The sequence below is a fragment of the Epibacterium sp. Ofav1-8 genome (assembly GCF_022348185.1).
Taxonomy (GTDB): domain Bacteria; phylum Pseudomonadota; class Alphaproteobacteria; order Rhodobacterales; family Rhodobacteraceae; genus Epibacterium.
In genome coordinates this window covers 24,407-49,552 of record NZ_JAKRFD010000015.1, presented here as the reverse complement: position 1 = coordinate 49,552, position 25,146 = coordinate 24,407, and the positions used below count along the sequence as shown (strand labels likewise).

22 protein-coding genes are annotated in these 25,146 nt (G+C 63.1%); 14 read left to right on the top strand and 8 right to left on the bottom strand.

Annotation, left to right across the window (positions count from 1 at the left end):
• The first annotated feature begins 63 nt into the window (after positions 1-63).
• Both MHM97_RS19760 and rpiB read left to right on the top strand, forming a co-directional pair.
• Positions 64-705, top strand: coding sequence for an SDR family NAD(P)-dependent oxidoreductase (locus tag MHM97_RS19760; protein ID WP_239324749.1), 642 nt, complete (start codon positions 64-66; stop codon positions 703-705).
• A 126-nt stretch (positions 706-831) separates the two neighbouring features.
• Entirely contained in the window at positions 832-1,281 is a 450-nt protein-coding gene (rpiB, locus tag MHM97_RS19755; RefSeq protein ID WP_239324747.1) for a ribose 5-phosphate isomerase B, read from the top strand.
• Positions 1,282-1,393: 112 nt separating this feature from the next.
• Here rpiB and MHM97_RS19750 read toward each other — a convergent pair whose 3' ends face one another.
• Complete coding sequence (locus MHM97_RS19750; RefSeq protein WP_239324745.1) at positions 1,394-3,166, bottom strand: trypsin-like peptidase domain-containing protein; 1,773 nt, start codon at positions 3,164-3,166, stop codon at positions 1,394-1,396.
• A 296-nt stretch (positions 3,167-3,462) separates the two neighbouring features.
• Between MHM97_RS19750 and MHM97_RS19745 the strand changes: the two genes are divergently transcribed.
• From MHM97_RS19745 to glmM, 8 genes are all read left to right on the top strand, one after another.
• Complete coding sequence (locus tag MHM97_RS19745) at positions 3,463-4,413, top strand: glycine--tRNA ligase subunit alpha (RefSeq protein ID WP_239324743.1); 951 nt, start codon at positions 3,463-3,465, stop codon at positions 4,411-4,413.
• A gap of 22 nt (positions 4,414-4,435) precedes the next feature.
• Complete coding sequence (locus MHM97_RS19740) at positions 4,436-4,963, top strand: DUF6446 family protein (RefSeq protein WP_239324741.1); 528 nt, start codon at positions 4,436-4,438, stop codon at positions 4,961-4,963.
• A gap of 76 nt (positions 4,964-5,039) precedes the next feature.
• Positions 5,040-7,322 carry a glycine--tRNA ligase subunit beta gene (glyS, locus tag MHM97_RS19735; RefSeq protein ID WP_239324739.1) on the top strand — a complete coding sequence of 761 codons (2,283 nt, stop codon included), beginning with the start codon at positions 5,040-5,042 and terminating at the stop codon, positions 7,320-7,322.
• A gap of 162 nt (positions 7,323-7,484) precedes the next feature.
• The gene (locus tag MHM97_RS19730) at positions 7,485-10,049 is read left to right on the top strand and encodes a putative PEP-binding protein (RefSeq protein WP_239324737.1); all 2,565 of its coding nucleotides are present in this window, start codon (positions 7,485-7,487) and stop codon (positions 10,047-10,049) included.
• A 171-nt stretch (positions 10,050-10,220) separates the two neighbouring features.
• Positions 10,221-10,865, top strand: a complete 645-nt coding sequence (locus MHM97_RS19725) for a cell wall hydrolase (RefSeq protein ID WP_239324735.1) — start codon at positions 10,221-10,223, stop codon at positions 10,863-10,865.
• Positions 10,866-11,017: 152 nt separating this feature from the next.
• On the top strand, positions 11,018-11,938 hold the full coding sequence (locus tag MHM97_RS19720) for a dihydroneopterin aldolase (RefSeq protein ID WP_239324733.1): 921 nt from the start codon (positions 11,018-11,020) through the stop codon (positions 11,936-11,938).
• On the top strand, positions 11,935-12,930 hold the full coding sequence (folP, locus tag MHM97_RS19715) for a dihydropteroate synthase (protein WP_239324731.1): 996 nt from the start codon (positions 11,935-11,937) through the stop codon (positions 12,928-12,930). Before MHM97_RS19720 ends, folP begins: the two co-directional genes overlap by 4 nt.
• Before the next feature lie 61 nt (positions 12,931-12,991).
• Positions 12,992-14,335, top strand: coding sequence for a phosphoglucosamine mutase (glmM, locus tag MHM97_RS19710; protein WP_239324920.1), 1,344 nt, complete (start codon positions 12,992-12,994; stop codon positions 14,333-14,335).
• A gap of 151 nt (positions 14,336-14,486) precedes the next feature.
• On the opposite strand, the gene MHM97_RS19705 is transcribed toward glmM, so the two are convergent.
• Both MHM97_RS19705 and ilvC read right to left on the bottom strand, forming a co-directional pair.
• On the bottom strand, positions 14,487-15,386 hold the full coding sequence (locus MHM97_RS19705; protein ID WP_239324729.1) for a DMT family transporter: 900 nt from the start codon (positions 15,384-15,386) through the stop codon (positions 14,487-14,489).
• A gap of 194 nt (positions 15,387-15,580) precedes the next feature.
• Positions 15,581-16,603, bottom strand: coding sequence for a ketol-acid reductoisomerase (gene ilvC / locus MHM97_RS19700; protein ID WP_239324727.1), 1,023 nt, complete (start codon positions 16,601-16,603; stop codon positions 15,581-15,583).
• Positions 16,604-16,740: 137 nt separating this feature from the next.
• Between ilvC and MHM97_RS19695 the strand changes: the two genes are divergently transcribed.
• The 3 genes from MHM97_RS19695 to MHM97_RS19685 all read left to right on the top strand — a co-directional run bounded on the left by MHM97_RS19695 (position 16,741) and on the right by MHM97_RS19685 (position 18,898).
• Positions 16,741-17,196 (top strand): Lrp/AsnC family transcriptional regulator, encoded by a 456-nt coding sequence (locus tag MHM97_RS19695; RefSeq protein WP_009176894.1) that lies wholly within the window; start codon positions 16,741-16,743, stop codon positions 17,194-17,196.
• Positions 17,193-17,651 (top strand): Lrp/AsnC family transcriptional regulator, encoded by a 459-nt coding sequence (locus MHM97_RS19690; protein ID WP_009176804.1) that lies wholly within the window; start codon positions 17,193-17,195, stop codon positions 17,649-17,651. The genes MHM97_RS19695 and MHM97_RS19690 overlap by 4 nt, the downstream gene beginning before the upstream one ends.
• Before the next feature lie 122 nt (positions 17,652-17,773).
• On the top strand, positions 17,774-18,898 hold the full coding sequence (locus MHM97_RS19685) for an aminotransferase class V-fold PLP-dependent enzyme (RefSeq protein WP_239324725.1): 1,125 nt from the start codon (positions 17,774-17,776) through the stop codon (positions 18,896-18,898).
• A 69-nt stretch (positions 18,899-18,967) separates the two neighbouring features.
• Here MHM97_RS19685 and MHM97_RS19680 read toward each other — a convergent pair whose 3' ends face one another.
• From MHM97_RS19680 to MHM97_RS19670, 3 genes are all read right to left on the bottom strand, one after another.
• A complete protein-coding gene (locus MHM97_RS19680) occupies positions 18,968-20,164 on the bottom strand; it encodes a UbiH/UbiF family hydroxylase (RefSeq protein WP_239324722.1) in 1,197 nt (398 codons plus the stop codon).
• A gap of 83 nt (positions 20,165-20,247) precedes the next feature.
• A complete protein-coding gene (locus MHM97_RS19675; RefSeq protein WP_239324720.1) occupies positions 20,248-20,496 on the bottom strand; it encodes a hypothetical protein in 249 nt (82 codons plus the stop codon).
• Positions 20,497-20,580: 84 nt separating this feature from the next.
• Positions 20,581-21,225, bottom strand: coding sequence for a pyrimidine 5'-nucleotidase (locus MHM97_RS19670; protein ID WP_239324718.1), 645 nt, complete (start codon positions 21,223-21,225; stop codon positions 20,581-20,583).
• 121 nt (positions 21,226-21,346) lie between these two features.
• Between MHM97_RS19670 and MHM97_RS19665 the strand changes: the two genes are divergently transcribed.
• Positions 21,347-21,997 carry a GntR family transcriptional regulator gene (locus tag MHM97_RS19665; RefSeq protein WP_239324716.1) on the top strand — a complete coding sequence of 217 codons (651 nt, stop codon included), beginning with the start codon at positions 21,347-21,349 and terminating at the stop codon, positions 21,995-21,997.
• 3 nt (positions 21,998-22,000) lie between these two features.
• On the opposite strand, the gene MHM97_RS19660 is transcribed toward MHM97_RS19665, so the two are convergent.
• Both MHM97_RS19660 and carA read right to left on the bottom strand, forming a co-directional pair.
• A complete protein-coding gene (locus MHM97_RS19660; RefSeq protein ID WP_441316276.1) occupies positions 22,001-23,797 on the bottom strand; it encodes a glycosyltransferase family 2 protein in 1,797 nt (598 codons plus the stop codon).
• Between the two features lie 151 nt (positions 23,798-23,948).
• Positions 23,949-25,109: a glutamine-hydrolyzing carbamoyl-phosphate synthase small subunit gene (gene carA / locus MHM97_RS19655; RefSeq protein ID WP_239324712.1), complete on the bottom strand. Its 1,161-nt coding sequence runs from the start codon at positions 25,107-25,109 to the stop codon at positions 23,949-23,951.
• Between the last annotated feature and the right edge of the window lie 37 nt (positions 25,110-25,146).

Below are 25,146 nucleotides of genomic sequence, written 5' to 3'. Positions count from 1 at the left end.
AGATTGGTGGACCCGATCGCTGGCCGGTGTATACAGGCAAAGCAGACAGGAAGGAGACCGCCAATGCATGTGGTCGTGACAGGCAGCAGCCGCGGGATCGGACGCGAGCTGAAAACAAGGCTGGCCGCCCGCGGCGACCGGGTGACCGGGACCTCGCGGGATCATTCCTCGGGCACGCGGCTCGATGTGAGCGACCCGGGCCAGCAGGCGCGCTTTGCGGCGCAGATCAAGGGCGATCCGGTCGACCTGCTGATCTGCAACGCGGGGGTGTATCTCGATAAATCCATGGCGTTGAATGACTATACTGCCGAAGTCTGGGCAAAATCCCTGGCGGTCAATGTGACCGGCGTGTTCCTGACCGTGCAGGCGATGCTGCCGAACTTGAAGCTGGCAGAGGCGCCGAAGATCGCGATCATTTCGTCGCAGATGGCCAGCCACGCCCGCGCACCGGGGGGATCCTACGCCTATCGCGCGTCAAAGGCGGCGGCGCTCAATATCGGGCGTAATCTCGCCACCGACCTGAAACCCGAAGGCATCGCCGTGGGCATCTATCACCCGGGCTGGGTGCGTACCGATATGGGCGGGCAGGACGGCGAGATCACGGCGCAGGAGAGCGCGGTGGGGCTGATCCGTGAATTCGACGTGCTGTCGCTTGATACAACGGGGTGTTTCCACACCTGGGACGGGCGCGTCCACGCCTACTGATCGGGCGTGGCGCGGCGGATTGGGGGCTTTGCCCCTGTGTTGAATCCGGGTAAGGGACGGGTGAACCCCACCTGATCCACCTAAACCGGGGCCGGGATCGGCCCTGGACCATGGGATGACCGCATCATGACTGCCAGTAACCGCATCGTACTTTCCAGTGATCACGCCGCCATTGCGCTGCGCCAAACCATCGCCAAACACCTGGAGGCGCGTGGCTTCAGCGTGACCGACCTCGGGCCGACCTCTCCGGAAAGCACCCATTACCCGACCCATGGTGAGGCCGCCGCACGTCATGTGGCCTCAGGCGAGAGCGACCTCGGAATTGTCCTCTGTGGCACCGGTCAGGGCATCATGATGGCCGCAAACAAGGTCAAGGGCATCCGCTGCGGTGTCTGCTCTGATACATTCTCTGCGCAGATGATCCGTGCCCACAACAACGCCAACATGCTGTCGATCGGCGCACGCGTCGTTGGCGAAGGCGTGGCGCTTGAGATCGTCGACGCCTTTGTCGATGCCGAGTTCGAAGGCGGCCGCCACGGCACCCGTGTCGACATGATTACCGCCATCGAAGGCTGATCGCGGCCATAAGAGCCGGGGCTGCCCCCGGTCTCTTCGGTGATCGTGCATAATAAAAGAGGCTCCCGAAGTTCGCTTCGGGAGCCTCTTTTTTATTTGTTGTTGTGCGGAATCAGTCCCAGCAGCTCACCAGGGTGGTGAGGCCGGTGGCCTCTTTTTGCAGCAACGACATCGGCAGCTCGCCGGTGGCTGCGGCCTGGGTGGCTGGCATGCCGACGCCGGCCTTGTCGAGCGCCATGCGGATCACCTCGCCCTTGAGCGCAAAGCGCACGCCCTCGGGCAGGGTCGGCCCGTCCGTGGCTTCGGGCAGCAGCATGCCATGCACGGTCCCGTCCTTGTCCAGCAGCGGCCCGCCGGCATCACCGGGCTGAGCGGTCAGTTCCAGACGGGCCAGGTGGCTCTCGCCCTGAAGGCCGCTGAGGTCGCTGAGCGCGCCCCAGGTCAGGCTGGGAGCACCAAGCACACCACCGTAGGAATAGCCCGATACCGCAAGCGCGCTGCGCAGGCGCGGGGCCGTGGCCGCAAGCGGGGCCGTGGCCATCGGCGTCAGCGCCTGCTGCGGCTTCAGGACCGCGATGCCCGCCTCGGCATCCGCCAGCAGCACATCGGCAGTCACGTCGCGGTCGATGGTGACGCGGCCACATCCGTTCACGACGTCTGCCGTGGTGACGGCGATCCCGTTTGCAGTCACGAAGAACCCGGAGCGCGACAGGCGCGGCTTGCGCACCTCCAGGCCGGAGACGAGGTCGATCGACTGCGCGTCATCCATGCCGGCGGCCGGGTCGAGAACGTTGTCCAGCCGGGTAAAGCTCTGTTGCATGGCCGACAGCACCCGGGTGCGGCGTGCCTCGTCACCGGCGGGCCAGACCAGAGTGAAGCCCTTGATCTCGCCATTGTCCAGACGCGCTTCGGTATAAGAGACGATCTCGTCGTTGCGCCCCTCCAGGGTGAAGCGATCACCGGAGCGTTCGCGCGGACCGTCCAGCGGCACGATTTCCAGCGTCTGCATGATGTCATAGAGACCATAGAGCGTGCGGCGGTTGCCCGGCTGGGAAATCAGCAGAACCTGCACGCCGAGGTCTCCGGCGGGTTCGAAATGCGCAAAGGGCGGCTCGTAGCGGCTGAAAGCAACCTCGCCCAGGGGCAGGTCCAGTGCGATGCCGGCACGCGCATCGGTGTGGCGCGCCATCCCGGTGGAGATCAGCGGCGCATTGTATTCATCCATGAGCGCCTGGCGCTGCCCGGTGGTGAGCACGCCGGTGGGCTCATAGCCGCGCGCGGCCTGCCAGTCGGACATGGAGGCCCGGGTGCCACGGCCAAAGGCACCGTCGATGCCCGCGGTATAGAACCCTGCGGCCTTCAGCGCGATTTGCAGATCCATCCGTTCGTCACGGGTGAGGGCGCGTTCGCTCTGGCGGGCTTGTGCCGGGGTTTCATCCGGCACCGTGGTGTCCACGGGCGCAGCCTCGGCAACAGGGGCGACCTCTTCCTCGGTCTCGGTGTTGGTCAGCGGCGCGGTAGACGGCACGTCCGCCTCGGCCCCGACCGGGTAGAAGCGGGTGCGCAGATTGCCCGAAAAGGTGATGAAACTGTCACGTGGGATCTGGCCTTCGGCGCGGTAGACGCGCAGCACCTGTTCGGCGTCGGGGCGGGCATAGGGGCCGATGACGATGCCGTACCAGCCGCCACCGAGCGCATATCCCGACACATCGGGCAGGCGAGAAGCGAAATCGCGGGCCTCTTCCTGCGCTTCCTGGAGCGAGGGGCGGGCGGCCACCTGGATCCAGACGCCGCCAACGCCCGACTGTTGGGCCTGCGAAACGCCCGGAAGTGCTGCGAGGCACATGGTCAATGCCCACAACACCGAGGCAATTAGGTTCTTCATTGCTCAACCTCTGTACGAAGAAACGGATTTTGTTCGCCGCGCAGGTAACCACTTTGTGACCCCAAAGGGAACGGCGATGATCCGCACATTGACGTGTAAAGTGTAAATGTTTCTCATCTTCGACACATCCCCGGGATTTTTCCCCGTGTCATGGTGGCCACAGTGCCCTGCGGCGCACGGGGCCGTTGACCCCGCCGGGGGGCTTGCATAGGAAGACGGTCGAACATTGCACCGTCCATGCGGGGCCCCTGCGGTCCGGCCAGGGCGGGCGCGCCGATGCCCTAAAGGGAAGAGACATGACCCAGACCACCGCCCCGCGTTCGTTTCAGGAGATCATCCTGCGTTTGCAGACCTATTGGGCCTCCAAGGGCTGCGCCATCCTGCAGCCCTATGACATGGAGGTGGGCGCGGGCACCTTTCACCCGGCAACCACGCTGCGCTCGCTCGGCTCCAACGCATGGGCCGCGGCTTACGTGCAGCCCTCGCGCCGCCCCACGGACGGGCGCTACGGTGAAAACCCGAACCGCTTGCAGCATTACTACCAGTATCAGGTGCTGATCAAACCCAGCCCGCCGGACTTGCAGGAGCTGTATCTCGGCTCCCTGGAGGCCATCGGCGTCGATATGGAGCTGCACGATATCCGCTTTGTCGAGGACGACTGGGAAAGCCCGACGCTGGGGGCCTGGGGGCTGGGCTGGGAAGTCTGGTGCGACGGTATGGAAGTCAGCCAGTTTACCTATTTCCAGCAGGTCGGCGGCCATGATTGCCACCCGGTCTCGGGCGAGCTGACCTACGGTCTGGAACGTCTGGCGATGTATATTCTGGGCATCGACCACGTGATGGACATGCCCTTCAACGATCCGCAGTCGCCACAACCGCTGACATATGGCGATATCTTCAAGCAGACCGAAGAAGAATACGCGCGCTGGAATTTTGACGTGGCCAATACCGAGGTGCTCTTGCGTCATTTCGAGGAAGCCGAGGCCGAATGTGCCGCGATCCTCGCCCAAGAACATATGGACCCCAAGACCGGCAAGCGCATCATCATGGCGCATCCGGCCTATGACCAGTGCATCAAGGCCTCGCATATCTTTAACCTCTTGGATGCGCGCGGTGTGATCTCCGTGACCGAGCGTCAGGCCTACATCGGGCGCGTGCGCACGCTGGCAAAGCAATGCGCCGATGCCTTTGTGCTGACCGAGGCGGGCGGACACACCGGCGAGACTGCGGGCGAAACAGCGGCCTGAGCGGCGCAAGGGAGCATCTGACATGACCGGAAAGATCCTGTCGATCATCCTCGTGGTCTCTGGCCTCGTGGCGGGGATCGCGATGTATTATCTGCAAGTCTACGGCTACTACGACGAGGTCGCCGCGCAGCCCGGGCAGGACGTGGTGTTGATGCCTCTCGGCGGCGAAACCCCGGAGCCCATCGCCTATGGCGATTTCCAGGCCATTGACGCCGACAGTTCCCCGATCCGCTATCGCGCCTGTTTCACCACGCCGCTGAAACCGGCAGAGGTGGCGCAGCTCTATCAGCTGTCGGAAGCGCAGGATCCGCGCAATGCGCCGGGCTGGTTTGACTGTTTTGATGCCGCAGAGATCGGCGCGGCCCTGAAAGACGGGCGCGCGCAGGCGTTTATCTCTGAAAAGAACATCGAATTTGGTGTCGACCGGATCGTGGCCATCACCGAGGATGGGCGGGGTTACGTCTGGCACGAACTGAACAACTGTGGCGAAAAGGCCTATGACGGCACCATTGTGGGCGAGGAATGCCCCAAACGGCCGCAAACCAACTGACGGGCGCAGGCGCGTCTGTTGCCACATCCCTTATTGCCGTGAACGCACGGCAGATCCGAACCGTTGAGGACTCGTAATGGCTGATCTTCTGATCGAACTTTTCTCCGAGGAAATCCCCGCCCGCATGCAGGCGCGCGCGGGCGAAGATTTGAAGAAGCGGATGACCGACGGTCTGGTCGAGGCGGGTCTGACCTATGCCGGCGCACATGCGCTGACCACGCCGCGCCGCCTGACGCTGGCCATTGAGGGGCTGCTCGATCATTCCCCCACCGTGCGTGAAGAGCGCAAAGGCCCCAAAGTAGGCGCGCCCGACAAGGCGATTGAGGGTTTTTTGCGGGGCGCAGGTCTGAGCCGCGATCAGCTTGAGGAGCGCGACACCCCCAAGGGGGCGGTCTATTTCGCAATCATTGAGAAACCGGGACGGCCTGCGGCAGAGATCATTGCCGAGGTGCTGGAAGACACCATTCGCAACTTCCCATGGCCCAAATCCATGCGCTGGGGTGCTGGGTCTTTGCGCTGGGTGCGGCCCCTGCATTCGATTCTGTGCGTGTTGACGCGCGAAGACGGCAACGAGGTGGTGCCGCTGGATATCGACGGCATCACATCCGGCGATACAACCTGCGGCCATCGCTTCATGGCGCCCGCGCGGGTGTCTGTCACCGGATTTGAGGACTACGCCGCCAAGCTGAAACGCGCCTTTGTGCTACTCGACCCAAAAGAACGCGAGGCGGCGATCTGGCAGGATGCCACCAATCAGGCTTTTGCCTCGGGCCTTGAGGTCGTCGATGACAAGGGCCTTCTGGCTGAGGTTGCAGGGCTGGTGGAATGGCCGGTGGTGCTGATGGGCTCGATTGATGCGGAGTTCCTCGACCTGCCGCCGGAGGTGCTGCAAACCTCGATGAAGGAACACCAGAAGTTTTTCTCGGTAAAGAACCCCAAGACCGGGCGGATCGAGAAGTTCATCACCGTGGCCAACCGCGAAACCGCCGACAATGGCGCCACCATTCTGGCGGGCAACCAAAAGGTGTTGAGCGCGCGTCTGGCGGATGCGAAGTTCTTCTGGGAGAACGACTTGCGCATCGCGAAATCCGAGGTCGGCATGGAAGGCTGGCTGGAGAGCCTGTCCAATGTGACGTTCCACAACAAGCTCGGCACGCAAGCCGCACGGATCGACCGGATCGCGGCGCTGGCGCGCGAAATCGCCCCCGTTGTGGGCGCGGATGCGGATCTGGCGGAACAGGCGGCGAAGGTCGCCAAGGCGGACCTCAGCTCCGAGATGGTCTATGAGTTCCCCGAACTGCAGGGTCTGATGGGGCGCTATTACGCTCAGGCCGCCGGGCTGCCGCAAGAGGTCGCCAAGGCCTGTCAGCTGCATTATTCGCCGCTGGGCCCCAGCGATGAGGTGCCGACAGAGCCAGTATCTGTGGCTGTGGCGCTCGCGGACAAGATCGACACGCTCACGGGGTTCTGGGCGATTGATGAAAAGCCCACCGGGTCCAAAGACCCTTACGCGCTGCGCCGTGCCGCGCTTGGTGTGATCCGCTTGGTGCTATCGAATAATGTGCGGTTTACTCTATCCAGTACTCTCTTTTCGCTAATTCGAAGCACTGAGACCAATCAAAGACGTTTAAAGTGCTCCAGCAAGGAACGTGACTTGGAAGCTGCCATAGAGGTATTGAGAAAGCGCGAAGAGTTGCCACTAGCCTTTCCAAATAAGGAAGTCTTGGTGGATGAGGCTGCCTCCTCGGTCGAGTTTGCGAAGACAAAAGTTAAAGAGGCGAAAGCTCACCTTGAAGATACCCCAAGCATCAAAGAGGTATCATCATGCAAATCGAACCACCTCCTCTCCTTCTTCCACGACCGCCTAAAAGTCTTCCTGCGCGATCAGGGAATTCGTCATGATGTGATCGACGCCTGTATTGCGATGGAGGGCAATGACGACCTGACGCTCTTGGTGAAACGGGCGCGCGCGCTGGAGGCGTTCATGTCGTCGGAGGATGGCGAGAACCTGCTGCAAGGGTTCAAACGCGCCAACAACATCCTGTCGCAGGCCGAGGAAAAGGACGGGGTCGAATATTCCTACGGGGCCGACAAGAAATTCATCGAGGATGCGGCGGAAGCAGCGCTGTTTGATGCGCTTGCAGCGGGCGAGGGGGCGATCTCCTCGGCCATCGAGGCCGAGGATTTCGCGGCCGCCATGGGCGGCATGGCCGCATTGCGCGCGCCGGTGGATGCGTTTTTCGAGGCGGTGCAGGTGAACTCCGACAATCAGGTGGTGCGCCGCAACCGGCTGAACCTGCTGAGCCAGATCCGCAAGGTCTGCGGTCAGGTTGCCGATCTCAGCCGTATCGAGGGCTGATCCTCCGCGCCTTTTTGCCAGACCAGCGGCCCTCTCCAGTCTTGGTGAGGGCCGTTTTTGTCACAACAGCGGCGCGCTTCCCCCTTGCGGGCGTGTGGGCGCGCCTTATGCTCGGGGTCAGGGAGGATTGCTGCATTGCAGAAGCACAAAGGGGACGCACCGATGGAGACTACCCCGAAGGCCACTTTGATCACCGCGACCGCGCCGATTGCCAATCAGACCCATGGCGGACGGGCGAAATGCTTGCAGCGGCTGGTGCGGCTGGACCTGCCGGTGCCGCAGACCGTGGCGCTGTCCTTTGACGCGGTGCATGAAATCGCCGAAGGCTACATGGTCGACGTCAAGGCGATCCTTGCCGATCTGCGCCCCGATGCGCTGCTTTGTGTGCGCCCGTCGTCGGAAGATCCCGATTGGGGTGGCCCCGGTGCGGTGCTGAACATCGGCATGAATGATGCGCGCTATGTGGATCTGAGCGACACGCTTGGCCCCGAGGCGGCGGCGGCGCTTTATCTGCGGTTTGTACAATCCTACGCGGTGCATGTGGCGCGGCTGGATCCGGATGTGTTCGAGGATGTCGAGGACGGCGGCCCGGATGCGCTGAGCGAAATGTTGCAGGCCTATGAGGCCGAAGCCGAAGAGCCGTTCCCGCAGGATCCGGGCGAGCAGCTGGCGGCAGTCCTGCGCACGATGGCGCGGGCCTGGGAGGGCACCTCGGCGCGGCTGTTGCGGGCGGCCAAGGGCGCGCCGGCGGATGCGGGGCTTGGCCTGATCGTGCAGGAAATGGTGCCGGGGCTGGGGCAGGGCGAATGCGGCTCCGGCGTGTTGCAGCTGGTGGATTCGCAGACCGGTCTGCCGCAGATCACGGGGCGTTACCTGAGCCAGAGCCAGGGGCGCGACGCATTGGGCAGCGATGCGGAATCGATCTATCTGGAACGGGACGAACGCGGCCCGTCGCTGGAGGAGCTGGCGCCAGAGGCCTTTGTCGAGCTGAAGGCGCATGCGGCGCTGATGCGGGTCAAGCTGCGCGCCGAGATGCAGGTGGAGTTCGTGATCGAGAACGGGCGCGTGCATATCCTTGACGGGGTGCGGGTGGCGCGGTCGTCGCGGGCGGCGGTTCGGATCGCGGTGCAGCTGGCCGAGGATGGTATCATCCCGCCGGAAGAGGCGGTGATGCGGGTGGACGCCCATTCGATGAACGAGTTGTTGCACCGGCAGGTGGACCCGGAGGCAAAACGCGATGTCATCGGCAGCGGGATCGCCGCCAGCCCCGGCGCGGCGACCGGACGTCTGGTGTTCACCGCGGCGGAGGCCCAGGCCAGCAAATCGCGCGGTGAGCCCTGTATCCTGGCGCGGCGGGAGACCTCGCCCGAAGATGTGCGCGGCATGCATGCGGCGGCGGGGGTGTTGACCGAAAAGGGGGGCATGACCAGCCACGCAGCGGTGATCGGGCGCGGGCTTGGCCTGCCGTGTATCGTGGGCGCGTCCAGCCTGCGGTTCGACAGCCGGCGCAAGCAGTTGACCGCTCCGGATGGGCGCGTGTTCAAGGCGGGCGATACGATCACGGTGGACGGGACCTCCGGTCAGGTACTGGCAGGGGAGCCTGCGATGCTGGAGGCGGCGCAGGACGATGCGTTCCAGACATTGATGGGCTGGGCCGACCAGGCGCGCGACATCGACATCCGCGCCAATGCCGATACGCCGGCGGACGCGCAGACCGCGCGCAATTTCAACGCCCAGGGCATCGGTCTGTGCCGGACCGAGCATATGTTCTTTGATCCCGGTCGTCTGACGGTGATGCGTGAGATGATCTTTGCCGAGACCTCTGCCGGTCGGGCGGCGGTATTGGCGCGGCTGTTGCCAATGCAGCGCAAGGACTTCCGCGAGCTGTTCCGGATCATGGAAGGGATGCCGGTCTGCATCCGCCTGTTCGATCCGCCGTTGCATGAATTCCTGCCCACCACCAATGCCGGCCAGCGCGAGCTGTCCGAAGCGCTGGGGCTGCCGGTGAGCGATGTGACCCGCCGGGTCGAGGAAATGGGCGAATACAATCCCATGCTGGGCCTGCGCGGCGTGCGCCTGGGGGTGACGGTGCCAGAGATCTACGACATGCAGGCCCGGGCGATTTTCGAGGCCACGCTGGAGGCCTCGCATGAACGCGATCCGGTGGTGCCGGAAATCATGATCCCGCTGGTGTCGGCCAAACGCGAGGTAGAACTGGTCAAGACCCGCATCGATGCGGTGGCGGCGGCGGTGAAATCCGAGCGTGGCGTTGATTTCACCTATCGGCTGGGGGTGATGGTGGAAACGCCGCGGGCCGCGTTGCGCGCGGATGAGATTGCGGTGCACACGGCGTTCATGAGTTTCGGGACCAACGACCTCACGCAGATGACCTACGGTCTGTCGCGGGACGACGCCGGGCGGTTCATGTCGGCCTATGTGCAGCAGGGCGTGTTCCCCGAGGACCCGTTCCATGTGCTTGACGTGGACGGCGTTGGGGAGCTGTTGCAGCTCGGCGTGCAGCGCGGCCGCATGGCAAAACCGGAAATCACCCTGTCGATCTGTGGAGAGCACGGCGGCAACCCCGAATCGATTGCGTTTTGTCGCGCGGCGGGCTTTGATTACGTTTCCTGTTCCCCGTTCCGGGTGCCTGTTGCACGGCTTGCAGCAGCGCAGCTGGCGATCTCGGACAAAACCGGCCAAATTGCGCCGACATACCTAAAAAGCTAACAATTTCAGGCGCTTTGAAATGCGCTTGGAAGATCGATACTCTGGCATGATCCTCGGAGCATAGCGGGTATACCTTCGGCTGACTGGACGTTTTGATACATTTCCGTTACGCGGTGCCGTCGTCTGCGTCCGTTTGGTCGCGGCACGCTGTAGGACCGGGGGTACCCTGAAATGAAACGAACTCTGATGTGGGTCGCTGTGATCGCGGCAGCACTAGGCGGTCGCATGGCCTCTGCGGATGTGGGGCTGGATGCGCTTTTCAAGCAGGAGCAAACCACGCTTCAGGCGGCACCGAAGGAACGCATGCTGCGGTTCCTCGGGGGCAAGCGCCAGGCGCGGACCAAAAACGTGACCAAGGTGCAGTTTACCCGCGCCTTTCTCGACAGCCGGCCCGAGGCCTCGGGCGGTAGCGAATTCGCCTGTCTGGCAGAGGCGCTCTACTTCGAAGCGCGGGGCGAGACCGTGAAGGGGCAGTTCGCGGTGGCCGAGGTGATCCTGAACCGGGTCAAGAGCGCCCAGTTCCCCAATACGGTCTGCGGTGTCATCAACCAGGGTACAGGACGCAAGTACCAGTGCCAGTTCACCTATACCTGCGATGGCCACAAGGAAGTGATCCGCGAGCCGCGCGCCTTTGAGCGGGTGGCCAAGGTGGCGCGGCTGATCCTGGATGGGGTGAACCCGAAACTGACCCAGGGGGCGACGTATTATCACACCACGGCGGTGAAACCGCGTTGGTCGCGCTCGTTCACCAAGACCGCACGCATCGGTGTGCATCTTTTCTACCGGGACGAGCGGTTCCGCACCGCGTCGAACTAAAAGACCGTTTTGGGGTGCGTCTGCGGCGTAAATGCGCCGCTTTCCGTCTCTGGCACGGCGACTCTGGGCCTGTTATGCGAATAAAACGCGCATAAACCTGTGACTCCTGACACAGGTCGCCTACGATCCAAAGCCAGCCAAAGGCCACGCCCATGAGTTCTGACATTCACCTCGCCTTCGCACATCCCTCCGAACGGTCGGCTGCAACAGCCCGCCCGGGTCCGCTGGACCGCATCTCGCTGCGGGACCACATTGTCGACGTCGAGATCGGCGCGTTCCAGCAGGAGCGGGGCACCACGCAGCGCGTCTGTTTCAACGTGGTGGTGGAAATCGCGCCGCTGCCGGCGGACCTCGATGACGACGTGGATCGCATCCTCTCCTACGACAAGGTGACAGAGGCGATCGCACATGAACTGGCGCGCGAACGGCTGGCACTGCTGGAAACCCTCGCCGAACGGGTGGCCGAACGCATCCTCTGGGAGCCGCAGGCGGTGCGCGCCTTTGTGCGGATCGAGAAGCTGGATCGCGGCCCTGGCGCCCTGGGTGTCGAGATCGTGCGCTCCGCCGATCAGATCTCGCATGACGTCGAAGAGGACATTCGCCCACATCCCCGACTGATGTTCCTGTCGAATACCGCCATCGACAGTGCCAATCTGACGGGCTGGATCGACCAGATGGAATGCCGCGAGCGCCCCCTGATCCTCTGCGTTGGGGCGCATGATCTGGCGCTGCCGCAGACCGGGCACAAATGGACCCAGCGCCGTATCGATCTGCTGGCGATCGAGCAGAACGCCTGGCGTCTGGCGGCGCGGGATGACCGCTGCGTGGTGGTCGCCACCCGCACCGAGCTGGACTGGGCGATGAAGAACGGGCAGATCTGCGTCTGGGCGCCGTCGAAGATCGTGCTGGATGCGGTCGAGGGGCCGAGCGAGCCGCCGTCGAATGCGGTTGCACTTGCGGCCTGGTTCGCGTCTACTTTCGAAGCTGAAGAAATGATCGTGATTGGCGCCGATCTGCCGGAAAACCCCGGCGTTCCCCTGCGCGCCCATGCTGAGGAGCAACAAACCCTGTGAGTTACTACCGCCCCCTGGTTCGTCACGGTGAAGCACGTCCCGAAGGGGCGCTTCATCTCGCCGGAAGCGCGCTCTGGTTTACCGAGGTCGAAGTTCTGGATCGCAACGGCCCGCCGCGGATTGTGCCCGCGGGCCTGTTGCCCGAAGAGGTCCGGTTTCGCCTGATGAGCCGCCGCGCCGCCATCGCCGGGCTGGACATGACGCAGCCGCACATCATGGGCATCCTCAATGTCACGCCCGACAGTTTCTCGGACGGTGGCAAACACGACGAATTGGCAGCGGCCCGCGATGCTGCCCTGCAGATGGCAGCAGATGGCGCTTCGATCATCGATGTGGGGGGCGAAAGCACGCGCCCGGGCGCGGTTGAAGTTGAGGAAATGGAAGAGATCGCCCGAACCGCGCCGGTGATTGCCGCGATCCGCGAGGCAAGCGATGTGGCGATTTCCATCGACACCCGCAAGGCCACTGTCGGCATGGAAGCACTTGAGGCGGGCGCGTCCCTCATCAATGATGTGTCGGGCTTTACCTTTGACGCCGCCCTGGCGCCGCTGGCGGCACAGGCCGGGGTGCCGGTCTGCGTCATGCATGCGCAGGGGGATCCCAAGACCATGCAGGAAAACCCGAATTACGACAATGTGGTGCTCGACGTCTATGATTTCCTTACCGCGCAGGTGGACCAGCTGGAAGCCATCGGTGTTTTGCGTGAACAGATTGTCATTGATCCGGGCATCGGGTTTGGCAAGAGCGAGGCGCATAATCTTGCGCTGCTGCGCAATCTGAGCCTGTTTCACGGTATTGGCTGTCCGATCCTTCTGGGGGTCTCGCGCAAGGGATTCATCGGCGCGATTGGCAAAGAACCGCAGGCTGCACGGCGTGCGCCGGGGTCAATTGCCGTAGGACTTGCGGGATTTGCCCAAGGCGTGCAATTGCTACGGGTGCATGATGTGGCGGAAACGGCGCAGGCGCTGCGCCTGTGGCAAGCCACGAGATAACGAGATCACGGCAGCTGTTGGACCCTCCTCCGGCGGTGTGCCGGACAGGGGAGCAGCTATGGTGCGCAAACTTTTTGGAACCGATGGGGTGCGTGGCAAGGCCAATCTGCATCCCATGACTGCCGAGATGGCGTTGCGCATCGGGGCCGCCGTCGGTCGGTATTTTCGCCGTGAAAAAGACACCGTGCACCGGGTGGTGATCGGTAAGGACACACGGCTGTCTGGCTATATGTTTGAAAACGCGCTGACGGCGGGGCTGACCTCGACGGGGATGAATGTGCTGCTCCTGGGGCCGGTGCCAACGCCTGCGGTGGGGCTGATGACTCGGTCGATGCGGGCGGATCTGGGGGTGATGATTTCCGCCAGCCACAATCCGGCCGAAGACAATGGCATCAAATTCTTTGGCCCCGATGGCTACAAACTTTCCGATGAGGTCGAGCTGGAGCTGGAGGCGCTGATCGAGGCCGGGGTTGAGCCTGCACAGGCGGATCATATCGGTCGGGCCAAGCGGGTGGATGAAGCCAGATATCGGTACGGTGAACGGGTCAAGAGCTCTCTGCCACGCGATATGCGGTTTGACGGGTTGAAGGTGGTGATCGATTGCGCCAATGGCGCGGCTCATCGGGCTGCTCCTGAAATATTGTGGGAACTGGGCGCTGATGTGATCCCGGTGGGTGTGTCGCCGGACGGCAAGAACATCAACCGCGGCTGCGGCTCTACCAAGCCCGCTGTCGCTGCAGAAACCGTGGTGGCGCATGGTGCCCATGTGGGGATCTGCCTTGATGGCGATGCGGACCGGGTGGTGGTGATCGACGAAACCGGCACCGTTGCGGATGGCGATCAACTGATGGCGCTTCTGGCGTCCGCCTGGGCCGCGGACGGGCGGTTGAGCGGCGGCGCGCTGGTGGCAACGGTGATGTCCAACCTCGGTCTGGAACGGTTCCTGAATGATCGTGGCATCGGCCTTGAACGCACAGGGGTCGGTGACCGCTATGTGGTGGAGCGGATGCGGCAGGGTGGTTTTAACCTCGGTGGTGAGCAATCCGGCCACATCGTGATGAGCGACTATGCCACAACCGGCGACGGGCTGATGGCGGGGCTGCATTTCCTGGCTGAGATGGTGCGCCGGGAGCAGAAAGCCTCTGAGTTGGCACAGCAGTTTGAACCGGTGCCCCAACTGTTGAAAAACGTGCGCTTTGAGGCAGGGCAGGTCCCGCTGGAAGCGGATGCGGTGCAGGATGCGATTGCGCATGCGGAAGGGCAGCTCAATGGGCATGGGCGTCTCTTGATCCGGAAGTCCGGCACCGAGCCGCTGATCCGGGTGATGGCAGAGAGTGAGGATCCCGACCTCCTGAACCGCGCGGTGGATGATGTGGTCGCGGCTGTCGAGGCGGCGACGCGTTGAGGTTTTTCCGCCCGGGTGCCCGGGCGGACCCGCGCGCCGAGCCTTTGGCTCGGCGCGCGAGAGGGGGCGCTGCCCCCTCGGGCGAAGCCCTCACCCCCGAGATATTTCTGAAAAGCTGAATAAGTGGGAATTTTGCCTTGGTGCTTTAGCCTCAGGTCAGGCCAAACAGGCGTTTTAAGGCGCCGTATTGGCTGAGTGCTACTCCTGCGAGGATCAGGGCCAAGGCCCACAGCAGCGTGCCGGGCAGGGCTTCGCTGAGGAACACCGCACCAAAGAAAACGGCGCAGACAGGGACCAGATAATTGGTGAGGCTCATGAAGGTCGGTCCTGCACCGCGAATGACCAGGACGCGCAACAGGTTTGCTCCGGCGGTTGGGATCAGACCCAGAATTGCCAACCACATCCAGGTTTCTGACGAGATGACGGGCGGCGGGCCTTCGACCACCCAGGCGGCGGGGACTATGCCAAGGGCACCGATCAGCAGGAGCACTGCGGCAAGGCCAACGGAATCGACCTCCGGCAGGCGGCGAACAGAGATCGAAGAGACCGAATAGCAGGCCGCGGCACCGAGGCAGGCAAGACGGCCTGCCCATTCCAGATCGGAGCCATTGCTTTCAAAGGCCTGGCCGCCAATCAGCAGGGCGACCCCGAAAAAGCCGATGACCACCCCGATCAGGCGACGCAGGGTCAGGGGTTCTGAGGCGAAGAAATGCGCCAGCGGCAGAACCATCAGCGGGATGGCCGACATGCTGACCCCTGCAAAACCGGAGGTCACATGCTGCAGGCCCCAGCTGATCAGGATGAAGGGCAGTGTGGAGCTCAGAATACCCACGTAGATCACGACGGGCCAGTTGGAGCGCCCTTCAAACAGGCGAAACCCGCGCAGGCCCCAGATCGCGGTCAACAACAGCGCCGCAAATCCGATCCTCCCGGACGCGAGCCAAAACGGGGTGATCCCGCGCAGTGCCAGTTCGACCACCATGAATGTCCCGCCCCAAGTGAGACCCAATGCGGCCACCATGGCCCAGTAACGGGGGGCGATTTCCGGCATGGTTTTCTCCTGACAATGGGCGCTGACTGAACTTGGGTGCCGTGCGGGCAGATGACCTCTGGTGCGAGGACAGGTCAATGCGGCATGTTTCGTTGCAGAACGACGCCTGTGACACCGTGAAAAAGGCGCCCCGGTGTCCCGAGGCGCCCTGCAGAGGTCCGGGCTGCGGAGCCTTGGCTCCGCAAACGGGATCCTTAGTTTTTGGACTTGTCGACCATCTTGCCGGCAGAGATCCAAGGCATCATTTCACGCAGTTTGGCGCCGGTGGCCTCGATCGCGTGCTCGTCGTTGGCACGACGGGATGCTTTGATGGTCGGCTGACCCACGGCGTTTTCCAGCATGAAGTCGCGCACGAATTTACCCTGCTGAATGTCGGCGAGGACTTCTTTCATGCGGGCTTTGGTTTCGTCGTACTTCAGGATGCGCGGGCCAGTGACATACTGGCCGTACTCGGCGGTGTTGGAGATCGAGTAATCCATGTTCGCAATGCCGCCTTCGTAGATCAGGTCCACGATCAGCTTCACTTCGTGCAGGCACTCGAAATAGGCCATTTCCGGCGCGTAGCCTGCCTCAACGAGGGTTTCAAACCCGCAACGGATCAGTTCAACCAGACCGCCACAGAGAACGGCTTGTTCGCCGAACAGGTCGGTTTCGCATTCTTCGCGGAAGTTGGTCTCGATGATGCCGGAGCGACCGCCACCGATGGCGGAGCAATAGGACAGCGCGGTTTCCAGCGCGGAGCCGGATGCGTCGTTCTCGACTGCCACGAGGCAGGGCACGCCGCCGCCTTTGGTGTATTCGCCGCGCACGGTGTGGCCGGGGCCCTTGGGCGCCATCATGATGACGTCGACGCCTTCTTTGGGCTCAATCAGGCCGAAGTGCACGTTCAGGCCATGGGCGAATGCAATCGCGGCACCCGGCTTGATGTTGTCATGCACGTATTTCTTGTAGGTCTCGGCCTGAAGCTCGTCGGGCATGGTGAACATGATCACGTCACACCAGGCCGCCGCTTCGGCGATACCCATCACTTGCAGGCCTTCGCCTTCGGCTTTCTTGGCGGAGGGGGAGCCTTCGCGCAGGGCGATGACAAGGTTCTTTGCGCCGGAATCACGCAGGTTCAGCGCGTGCGCGTGACCTTGCGAGCCATAGCCGAGGATGGCGACTTTCTTTTCTTTGATGAGGTTCACGTCGCAGTCGCGGTCGTAGTACACACGCATCGGATCAATCCTTTGACCTGAGTTTCTATCTGACAGCGATCATAGACGGCAGGGCGGGAGATGCGAGAGCGATTGGTATACGAGTTGACTGTTTTTTGCAGTGTCTATTCGCAAAAATGTAGATTACCGTAGTAATCATGCTTGATGATCTCGACAGGCGCATATTGCGCAACCTTCAGGAGGACCCGACCCAATCGCTGCCGGATCTGGCAGACCGGCTGGGACTCACCGCCTCGCGCCTGTCGCGCAGGCTGGAGAAGTTACGTGAGGGCGGTGTCGTAAAGGGCACGCGCGCGGTCATCGACTGGCAGGCCTTAGGCTATGCGGTTGAGGTCTCACTGCGGGTGACGCTTGATAAGACCAACCCACGCGCTTTTGATGAATTCATCCCCGCCGCGCGTGAAATCCCGGAGGTGCTGGAGATCCAGACCTTCCTTGGGCAGGTCGATGTGCGCCTCAGCGTGATTGCGCGCGATATGGCCCATTATCAGGCGCTGTATCGGGATCGCATCCTGCAACTGCCGAATATCACCGATATTGAGGCGCTGATGCATGTGGCGCGGATCACCACACGGACGGCGCTGCCGCTATGACCGAATTGGACGAAATTGATCTGGCGCTCCTGCGGGCCCTGTCGGAGGACGCAACCCAGACCGCAGGCGCACTTGGCCGCGCGCTAGGCCTCAGCCAGCCCGCTACATGGCGACGCATCAAGCGGCTGGAGGAGGCAGGGATTTTGTCGCATCGGGTGCTGGATCTTGATCTGGAGAAACTGGGGTTCGGTGTCACCGTTTTTGTCGGCGTCAAACTGGCCACCAAAGGGCGTGTCAGCCTTGATGACTTTGAGCGCGCGGTCTCGGCCATCCCGGAGGTGCAGACGGTGGAGCATGTGCTGGGGTTTTACGACTATCGCCTGCGGGTGGTCGCCCGCGACATTGCCGATTTCGAACGCGTCCTGCGGCGGCGGATCATGACCTTGCCGGGGGCGGGTAATGTGGACGCCAATGTGCTCCTGTCCGAAGAACGCCGCCCCGGCCCCTTGGGCTGATGCGCATTTAACGGCTTTTGCGACAAGAGCTGTAGCCACGTGGCGCTTGAGCCAGAGGGGCGGCTCTGCCATGACAGAGACAACCGGCCCCAGCCGACCCTATTGCAGCAAGGAGATTTCTCATGGCCCTCTTGGAGACAGTCGACCCTGATGGTCTGGATGAGTTCTCGGTGGTGTTCACCGACCGGTCCCTCAATCACATGTCAAAGGAATTCCAGCAGGTGATGCTGGACATCAACGCCATGCTGAAAGAGGTCTACAAGGCGGATGCGACCGCGCTGGTGCCCGGTGGCGGGACCTATGCGATGGAGGCCGTCGCGCGCCAGTTTGCCCGCAATCAGGACACGCTGGTGGTGCGCAATGGCTGGTTCTCCTATCGCTGGAGCCAGATTTTTGAAACAGGCGGCCTGACCAAATCCGCCAGTGTCATGAAGGCGCGCCAGACCGGCAATACCGCGCAATCGCCCTTTGCTCCGGCCCCCATCGATGAGGTCGTCAAGGCGATCCGCGACCAAAAACCCGCCGTCGTTTTTGCGCCCCATGTGGAAACTGCGGCCGGTGTGATCTTGCCGGATGACTACGTGACCCAAATGGCCACAGCCGCCCATGAGGTCGGCGCGCTGATGGTGCTGGACTGTATCGCCTCCGGCTGCGCTTGGGTCGATATGAAGGCCACCGGTGTCGACGTGCTGATCTCTGCTCCGCAAAAAGGCTGGAGCGCGTCGCCGTCTGCTGGGCTGGTGATGCTCTCCAAACGCGCGCTTGCCCGACTGGATGAGACCACCTCCGACAGCTTCGCCCTCGATCTCAAGAAATGGCGCGCGATCATGCAAGCCTATGAGGACGGCGGTCATGCCTATCACGCCACCATGCCCACGGATGCGCTGCGCATGTTCCGTGATACCATGGCGGAGACCAAAGAATATGGTTTCAAACGCTTGCGCGAGGCGCAGTGGAAACTGGGCAATGGCGTGCGTGAAATGCTCGCGAAAAAAGGCGTCATTTCTGTGGCGGCCGAAGGTTTTGGCGCGCCGGGTGTGGTGGTCAGCTACACCGATGATCCGCAGATCCAGAATGGCAAGAAATTCGCCGACCAAGGCATGCAGATCGCCGCAGGCGTGCCGCTCGCGGTCGACGAGCCTGAGGGGTTTATGACCTTCCGCCTTGGCCTCTTTGGTCTTGATAAGCTCTATGACGTCAACGGCACGCTGTCGCGGCTGAAAACCGTGCTCGACCAAGTGCTCTGACACGGCTTCATCTTTTCAAAAATACCTCCGCCGGAGGCACGGGTCTGTCCCATAGGACAGGCCCGTTTTCTATCGCACGCCAAGCCCCATCTGCATCAGCATCTTGCGCACCTGCGGCAGGGAATACAGCGCGTTCAGCCCACCGGCCCGCAAATCCCTGAGCGGACGGGCCTCGATCATCGAGGCACGATTCAGCAGATCAATACCGCTGACCCGCAATCTGATATCGCTGTGGCGGGCTTTCTCATAGGCATCCAGCATTGCCTGATCGCCCAGCCCCTCGGGGCGCGCCTCCACCAGATCCATCAGTACCCGCAAATCCGCCAGCGACATATTAAGCCCCTGTGCCCCAATGGGTGGCACCACATGTGCCGCTTCGGCCATCAATGCCAGACGCTCGCCCACCAGCCGTTCGGCGCGCTGGCTGATGATAGGCCAAAGGGTGCGGCGCGAGGCCAGTCTCAGCGTCCCCAGCACCCCGCAGGAGCGGGTGTTCATCTCGCCTTCAAATGCGGTTTCATCAAGGGCTGCGAGCCGGTCGGCGTTGGCATTTGTTTCCATCCAGACAATCGCCGATGAGGGCCGCCCGTCCAGATCCGGCAGGGGCACCAGCGTAAAGGGGCCACCGGTGCGGTGAATTTCGGTCGACACATTCTCATGCGGCAGATCATGGGTGACCGCAAAGGCCAGCGCCTTTTGTCCGTAACGGGTGGTCTGCACGTCGATCCCTGCCGCCTCGCGCATGGGAGAGGCGCGCCCATCACAGGCCAGCACCAGTTTGCACCGCACACGCGCGCCATCACTCAAGGTCACACGGGCCTCGCTCGTGCGGGTGAACAGGCTCTGGGTGCCAACGCCGGGGCGAAACTCCGCATTGGCCAACTCTTTGATGCGCGACAGCATTTCGCGGCGCAGCAGCCAGTTGGGCAGGTTCCAGCCAAAGGGCAGTTCGGAAATCTCTGCAGCATTGAACTCTCGCACCACACGCGGTTCGGGTTCGGCACCGCCCGCGTCGATGATGCGCATGATCTGCAAAGGTGCGGCATAAGGGGCCAACCGCGCCCAGAGCCCTGCATCCTCCAGCAGAGATTTTGCCGGTTGCAGAAACGCTGTGGTGCGCAGGTCCGCGCCCGCGTCCTCGCGCGTGGTCACAGGGGCCGTCGGGTCGACGCAGATCACGGAAAATCCGCGCGCTGCAAACGTCGCCGCAGCGGTCAGCCCGGCAATGCCGCCGCCTGAAATCAGGATATCACATGTCTCGCTCATCACCTCGGCCCCGCGCTGTTCCTATGGGAGGAGACATAGGGCGCGGGGCGGACGAATGACAAGCGGCTCTGTGCCGCAGGGGATCAGCCGCGCGAAATCAGGATCAAAATGATCCACATCACCGGCACCAGAGCGAGCGCAGGCAGGTAAAGGCCGGGCAGGCCAAACAGCATGATGGAGATGCCCCAGAGGCTGATGAACGTGGCAATCGCGTAGTAGACATTGCCCTCATCGCCATAGCTCACCTCTTTCCAGATGCGGCCCAGCACGGGCACGCGAAAGATGATGCGCTCAAAGGTCGTGAGCTTCGGTGGCAGGGTATAGGCGGTCATGTCAGGCTCCGTGATATCGTCTTAACCGGCGATATAGGGTGCGAAACATGACTGTGACATGTGCATTTTGGTCGCTGCGACAGGCTATCGCAGCTGGCCCAGGAACTCTGTCAGATCCATGGTGTGATGGTGGATATGATCGCCGGCAAAGGCCTCGGGCGCGACGTGTACCGTGCGCATGCCCATCGCATGCGGGGCGGTCAGATTGCGCGGGTCATCCTCGAACATCGCCGCCTTGGTGGTCTCGACGCCGGCCTGCGCAAACACCCGTTCAAAGGCGCTGCGCTCTGGCTTCGGGCGGTACTCTGCGTGTTCCACGCCGTAGATGCCGTCAAACAGCCCCGACAGCCCCCGCGCGGCCAGAACGCGCTCCGCATAGGGGGCAGAGCCATTGGTGTAAACGATCTTGCGCCCCGGCAAGGCCTCGATATGGCCGGCCAACATCTGATCGGGCTCCAGATGGTCAAGCGAAATGTCATGCACCGCCACCAGAAACGGATCGGGGTCGATGTTGTGCTCCTGCATCAATCCCGCCAGCGTGGTGCCGTGGTTGCGCCAATAGTCGCCGCGCAGCTTGTCCGCCGCGCCATGATCCACCCCGAGTGTGTCCATCACATAAGCGATCATCTTCGCCTCGATCTGATCGAAGAGACGGGCGGAGGGGTGATAGAGCGTATTGTCGAGATCGAACACCCAGTGTTCGATATGAGAAAAGGACTGCTTGACCATGGCGCGAGACCTAGGCCGCAATGCCCCGATTTGCAATGGGGCAGGGGTGGAAACGCCGCAGGCTTGATCGGGGGCGAGGGGCGGCGTAGACAGATGCGATGCGAGGGAGGTCACAGCCGCAATGAACCAGACGAAGAGCAGCACGCAGAAGGATGCCTACGGGCTGATCCTCGACGCGATCGACGTGGGCATGTTCAAGCCCGGCGACCGGTTGGTGGAAAGCGATCTTGCGGATCGCTTCGGCGTGTCGCGCACGCCGATCCGCGAGGCCCTGCAACGGCTGGAAACCCAGAGCCTGCTGGAACGCGATGGCCGCTCGCTGATCGTGGCCTCGCTCGATCATAACCAGATGGCCGAACTCTATGTGGTACGGCGCGAACTCGAAGGGCTGGCGGCGGCGCTGGCGGCGCGGCATGCCACCGAGGAAGAAATCCAGGTCCTGCGCGACATGGTGGCAGCGGATGATGCGCTGGTGGACAATCCGGTCGAACTGGCAAAGGCCAACCGGCGCTTTCACCAGCAGATCCATCTGGCGTCGCACAACCGCTATCTGGTGCAGCAGCTGGATCTGGTGCATCGCTCGATGGCGCTGATGGCGACCACCTCGCTGGCGGCGGAGGGGCGCGGGCGCATCGCCCAGACCGAGCACAAGCAGATCGTGGCAGCCATTGCCGACCGCGATGAAGCGGCTGCGGGGCAGGCGCTGAAGGATCATATCTCGGTGGCGTTCACCACGCGTCTGAAGCAGGACGCCGGCACCCGCGGGGGGTGAGGTTCAGCTGTCGCTGATGCCGCCGTGTTCGCCATGTGAGGTCTTGTCCCAAAAGAAGGGCGCGACAAACACCTCCCAAAGCGCCTTGTAGGCGGCCAGACATCCCAGCATGAAATAGATCGGCATCACCGGTGCCCAGAGCGCCAGCCGCGCGCGCCCCGCGGCGCGGGCGCCGAATATCCAGACGCAGATGTTCAGGGCCTCGAAGAGGATCAGACTGGCGGTCGCCATCACCACGACCTGTTGCGGTATGACCGTGGCCGCAGGGTGCGGCAACCCCAGTGCCACCAGCCAGAAGCTCCACACCACCGGCGCCAGCAGGAATTGTCCCAGCGTGCCGAGAAAGAACGCCTGAAAGCCGAGGAAGCGGCGCCAGCCCAGATGCTTGAACAGATCGCGGGGCGCCCGCATGTGGACCAGATAGGTCATCATGAACCCCTTGAGCCACCGGGAGCGCTGTTTGATCCATGGGACAATGCGGCTGTTGGCTTCCTCATAGGTCGCGGTGGGCATCATCTCGGTCCGGTAGCCGGCGCGGGCCAGACGGACCCCGAGATCGGCATCCTCGGTCACGTTGTGGGCGTCCCAGGCGCCAAGCTGTTCCAGTGCAGCGCGCCGGATGAACAGGGTGGTCCCGCCCAGCGGCACCACCAGGCGCAGCCCCGAGATGCCTTGCAGGAGCACCCGGAACCAGCCTGCGTATTCCAGGGTGAAGCAGCGGGAGATCCAGTTTCGGGTGGGGTTGTAGAAATCCAGCACCCCTTGCAGGCAGACCACATCCGGCGGCGCCTGGTCAAAGGTGCGGGCGACCACATCCAACTGGTCGGGCTCCGGGGCGTCTTCGGCATCCCAGACGCCGATGATCTCACCGCGACAGAAATGGAGCGCATAGTTCATTGCGCGCGGTTTCGTGGTCAGGGGGCCGTCCCGGGGCACTTCGACGACCCGGAACCAGTCCGGCAGGTCGGCGCAGTTCACAGCCTGCCGCGTGACGTCGTCGGCTTCCTCCAGCACCAGAAGGACTTCCATTCGATCACGCGGATAGGTCAGGCGGCACAGGCGGCGCAGCAGGTGACGGCCTATTTCCGCTTCACGGTACAAAGGGACCATCACCGAAATCATCGGCAGTGTCGCCGGCGTTGGGGCACGGTGGCGCGGGGGCGCACGCTGGCGCAGGGCGGCGGCCAGGCCAGCCACGCGCAACAGGGTGAACAGCAGCAGCGTGACCAGCGCGAGCGCGCCGAGCCCCACCAGCGTCGCGCCCGGGGCCAGCACGCCCAGCATCACCAGCAAGGCCGCAACCAGGGTCGCCGGGGCGCGGGCGCGCTGGCTGTCAAAGCTGCGGCAGCTCAGCCGGGCCGGGACGCAGCGCGCCGCATCACGGGTCATTTGGGGGCTGAGCTGCCGGACAAGACTGGTTTCGAGCCCCTCGGCGGGGGCAGGCACCGGGATCACCTCGTCAAAGTGATCAGAGAGGCTGGCTTGCACCTCCGCATGCCGGTCGGGCTCGGCCATCAGCATCATCACCGTGCGTCCCAGCCTGTCGATCGGCGCCGCGCGGTGCCGCAGCCAGAACCCTGGCGGACGCAGCGACAGGATGCTTGTATGAGGCGTGTGGGCAGCGGCAATCCGGGTGGCGGCGGATCTGATCGCATCGAGCCGGGCCAGGTTGTCCAGATGATCCTGATGCAGCTGGTCCAGGTCAAACACATCGAGGGACCGCCGTCCGGCTGGCACGCGGGACGGGCGTCGGAACAGAACGCGACTGCTCCGGTGCAGATCGGGGTGATCCTTGCCCATATGTCATGGCTACCAGCGCGGAGCCAAGGCACCAAGTAAATCGCCCGTAAGCGGCCCGGATCAACAATAAACCCCCGGCGCGATGTCATGCGCCGGGGGCAAGGATCAGTTCATGGTTCCCCGATTTCAGCCGAGGGATTGTCTGGACTGTTCAGGCTTTGCGCGCGCTCATGGCGTCTGCAAAACGCTCAAACAGGTAGAAGCTGTCCTGCGGGCCGGGGCTGGCTTCGGGGTGGTGCTGGACCGAATACACCGGGCGATCCTTCATGCGGATGCCGCAGTTGGAGCCATCAAACAACGAGACATGCGTCTCTTCCACACCCTCGGGCAGGGTCTGAGCATCGACCGCAAAGCCGTGGTTCATGGAGGTGATCTCAACCTTGCCGGTGCCGTGTTCCTTGACCGGGTGGTTGGCGCCGTGGTGGCCGTGGTTCATCTTGGTGGTCTTTGCCCCCAATGCCAGTGCAAGCATCTGGTGGCCAAGACAGATCCCAAAGACCGGCAGGTCGGTCTTATCAAGGATGTCCTTGATCATCGGCACCGCATATTCACCGGTTGCTGCCGGGTCGCCGGGGCCGTTGGAGAGGAACACACCATCGGGGTTATGTGCCAGCACTTCCTCGGAGGTCGCCGTGGCGGGCAGCACGGTGACGTCACATCCGGCGGACGCAAGGCAGCGCAGGATGTTGCGTTTGGCGCCGTAGTCGATGGCGACCACCTTGTGCTTGGGGTCCTCCTGACGGCTGTAGCCATCGGGCCAGGCCCACCGCATCTCGTCCCAGCGGTAGGATTGCGCGCAGGTCACGTCCTTGGCGAGGTCCATGCCCTCAAGGCCGGGCCATGCACGCGCAGCGGCGACCAGCGCTTCGAGGTCGAAATTCCCCTCAGGGTTATGCTCCATCGCCACATGCGGCGCGCCTTGCTGGCGGATGGCGCGGGTCAGGCGGCGGGTGTCGATGCCGCCGACAGCGATACGGCCGGTGCGGGTGAGCCATGACTTCAGCTCTTCGGTGGCGCGCCAGTTCGACGCCAGGGTCGGGTCCCATTTCACCACCATGCCAGCGGCGACGGGGTCGGCGGTCTCGTCATCCTCGGGGGTGACGCCGGTGTTGCCGATGTGGGGGAAGGTGAAGGTGACGACCTGGCCCGCATAGGAGGGATCGGTCATGATCTCCTGATAGCCGGTCATCGCGGTGTTGAAGCACAGCTCGGCCACGCATCGTCCGGTGGCGCCAAACCCGTGTCCGTAGAACACGGTGCCATCAGCAAGGGCCAGGCAGGCGGTTGGCTTCGGCGAAACGGTATCGACCATGACTCGACTCTCCATGCGGGCAAAATTCGCGCATCAA

Coding starts and splice junctions, on each gene's coding strand:
- MHM97_RS19675 (WP_239324720.1), bottom strand. CDS start 20,496: ATGACCGCCTATACCCTGCCACCGAAGCTCACGACCTTTGAGCGCATC.
- MHM97_RS19665 (WP_239324716.1), top strand. CDS start 21,347: ATGAACCAGACGAAGAGCAGCACGCAGAAGGATGCCTACGGGCTGATC.
- MHM97_RS19725 (WP_239324735.1), top strand. CDS start 10,221: ATGAAACGAACTCTGATGTGGGTCGCTGTGATCGCGGCAGCACTAGGC.
- MHM97_RS19695 (WP_009176894.1), top strand. CDS start 16,741: ATGCTTGATGATCTCGACAGGCGCATATTGCGCAACCTTCAGGAGGAC.
- MHM97_RS19670 (WP_239324718.1), bottom strand. CDS start 21,225: ATGGTCAAGCAGTCCTTTTCTCATATCGAACACTGGGTGTTCGATCTC.
- MHM97_RS19730 (WP_239324737.1), top strand. CDS start 7,485: ATGGAGACTACCCCGAAGGCCACTTTGATCACCGCGACCGCGCCGATT.
- MHM97_RS19690 (WP_009176804.1), top strand. CDS start 17,193: ATGACCGAATTGGACGAAATTGATCTGGCGCTCCTGCGGGCCCTGTCG.
- MHM97_RS19705 (WP_239324729.1), bottom strand. CDS start 15,386: ATGCCGGAAATCGCCCCCCGTTACTGGGCCATGGTGGCCGCATTGGGT.
- MHM97_RS19685 (WP_239324725.1), top strand. CDS start 17,774: ATGGCCCTCTTGGAGACAGTCGACCCTGATGGTCTGGATGAGTTCTCG.
- rpiB (WP_239324747.1), top strand. CDS start 832: ATGACTGCCAGTAACCGCATCGTACTTTCCAGTGATCACGCCGCCATT.
- MHM97_RS19745 (WP_239324743.1), top strand. CDS start 3,463: ATGACCCAGACCACCGCCCCGCGTTCGTTTCAGGAGATCATCCTGCGT.
- MHM97_RS19660 (WP_441316276.1), bottom strand. CDS start 23,797: ATGGGCAAGGATCACCCCGATCTGCACCGGAGCAGTCGCGTTCTGTTC.
- MHM97_RS19720 (WP_239324733.1), top strand. CDS start 11,018: ATGAGTTCTGACATTCACCTCGCCTTCGCACATCCCTCCGAACGGTCG.
- ilvC (WP_239324727.1), bottom strand. CDS start 16,603: ATGCGTGTGTACTACGACCGCGACTGCGACGTGAACCTCATCAAAGAA.
- MHM97_RS19680 (WP_239324722.1), bottom strand. CDS start 20,164: ATGAGCGAGACATGTGATATCCTGATTTCAGGCGGCGGCATTGCCGGG.
- MHM97_RS19760 (WP_239324749.1), top strand. CDS start 64: ATGCATGTGGTCGTGACAGGCAGCAGCCGCGGGATCGGACGCGAGCTG.
- carA (WP_239324712.1), bottom strand. CDS start 25,109: ATGGTCGATACCGTTTCGCCGAAGCCAACCGCCTGCCTGGCCCTTGCT.
- MHM97_RS19750 (WP_239324745.1), bottom strand. CDS start 3,166: ATGAAGAACCTAATTGCCTCGGTGTTGTGGGCATTGACCATGTGCCTC.
- glyS (WP_239324739.1), top strand. CDS start 5,040: ATGGCTGATCTTCTGATCGAACTTTTCTCCGAGGAAATCCCCGCCCGC.
- MHM97_RS19740 (WP_239324741.1), top strand. CDS start 4,436: ATGACCGGAAAGATCCTGTCGATCATCCTCGTGGTCTCTGGCCTCGTG.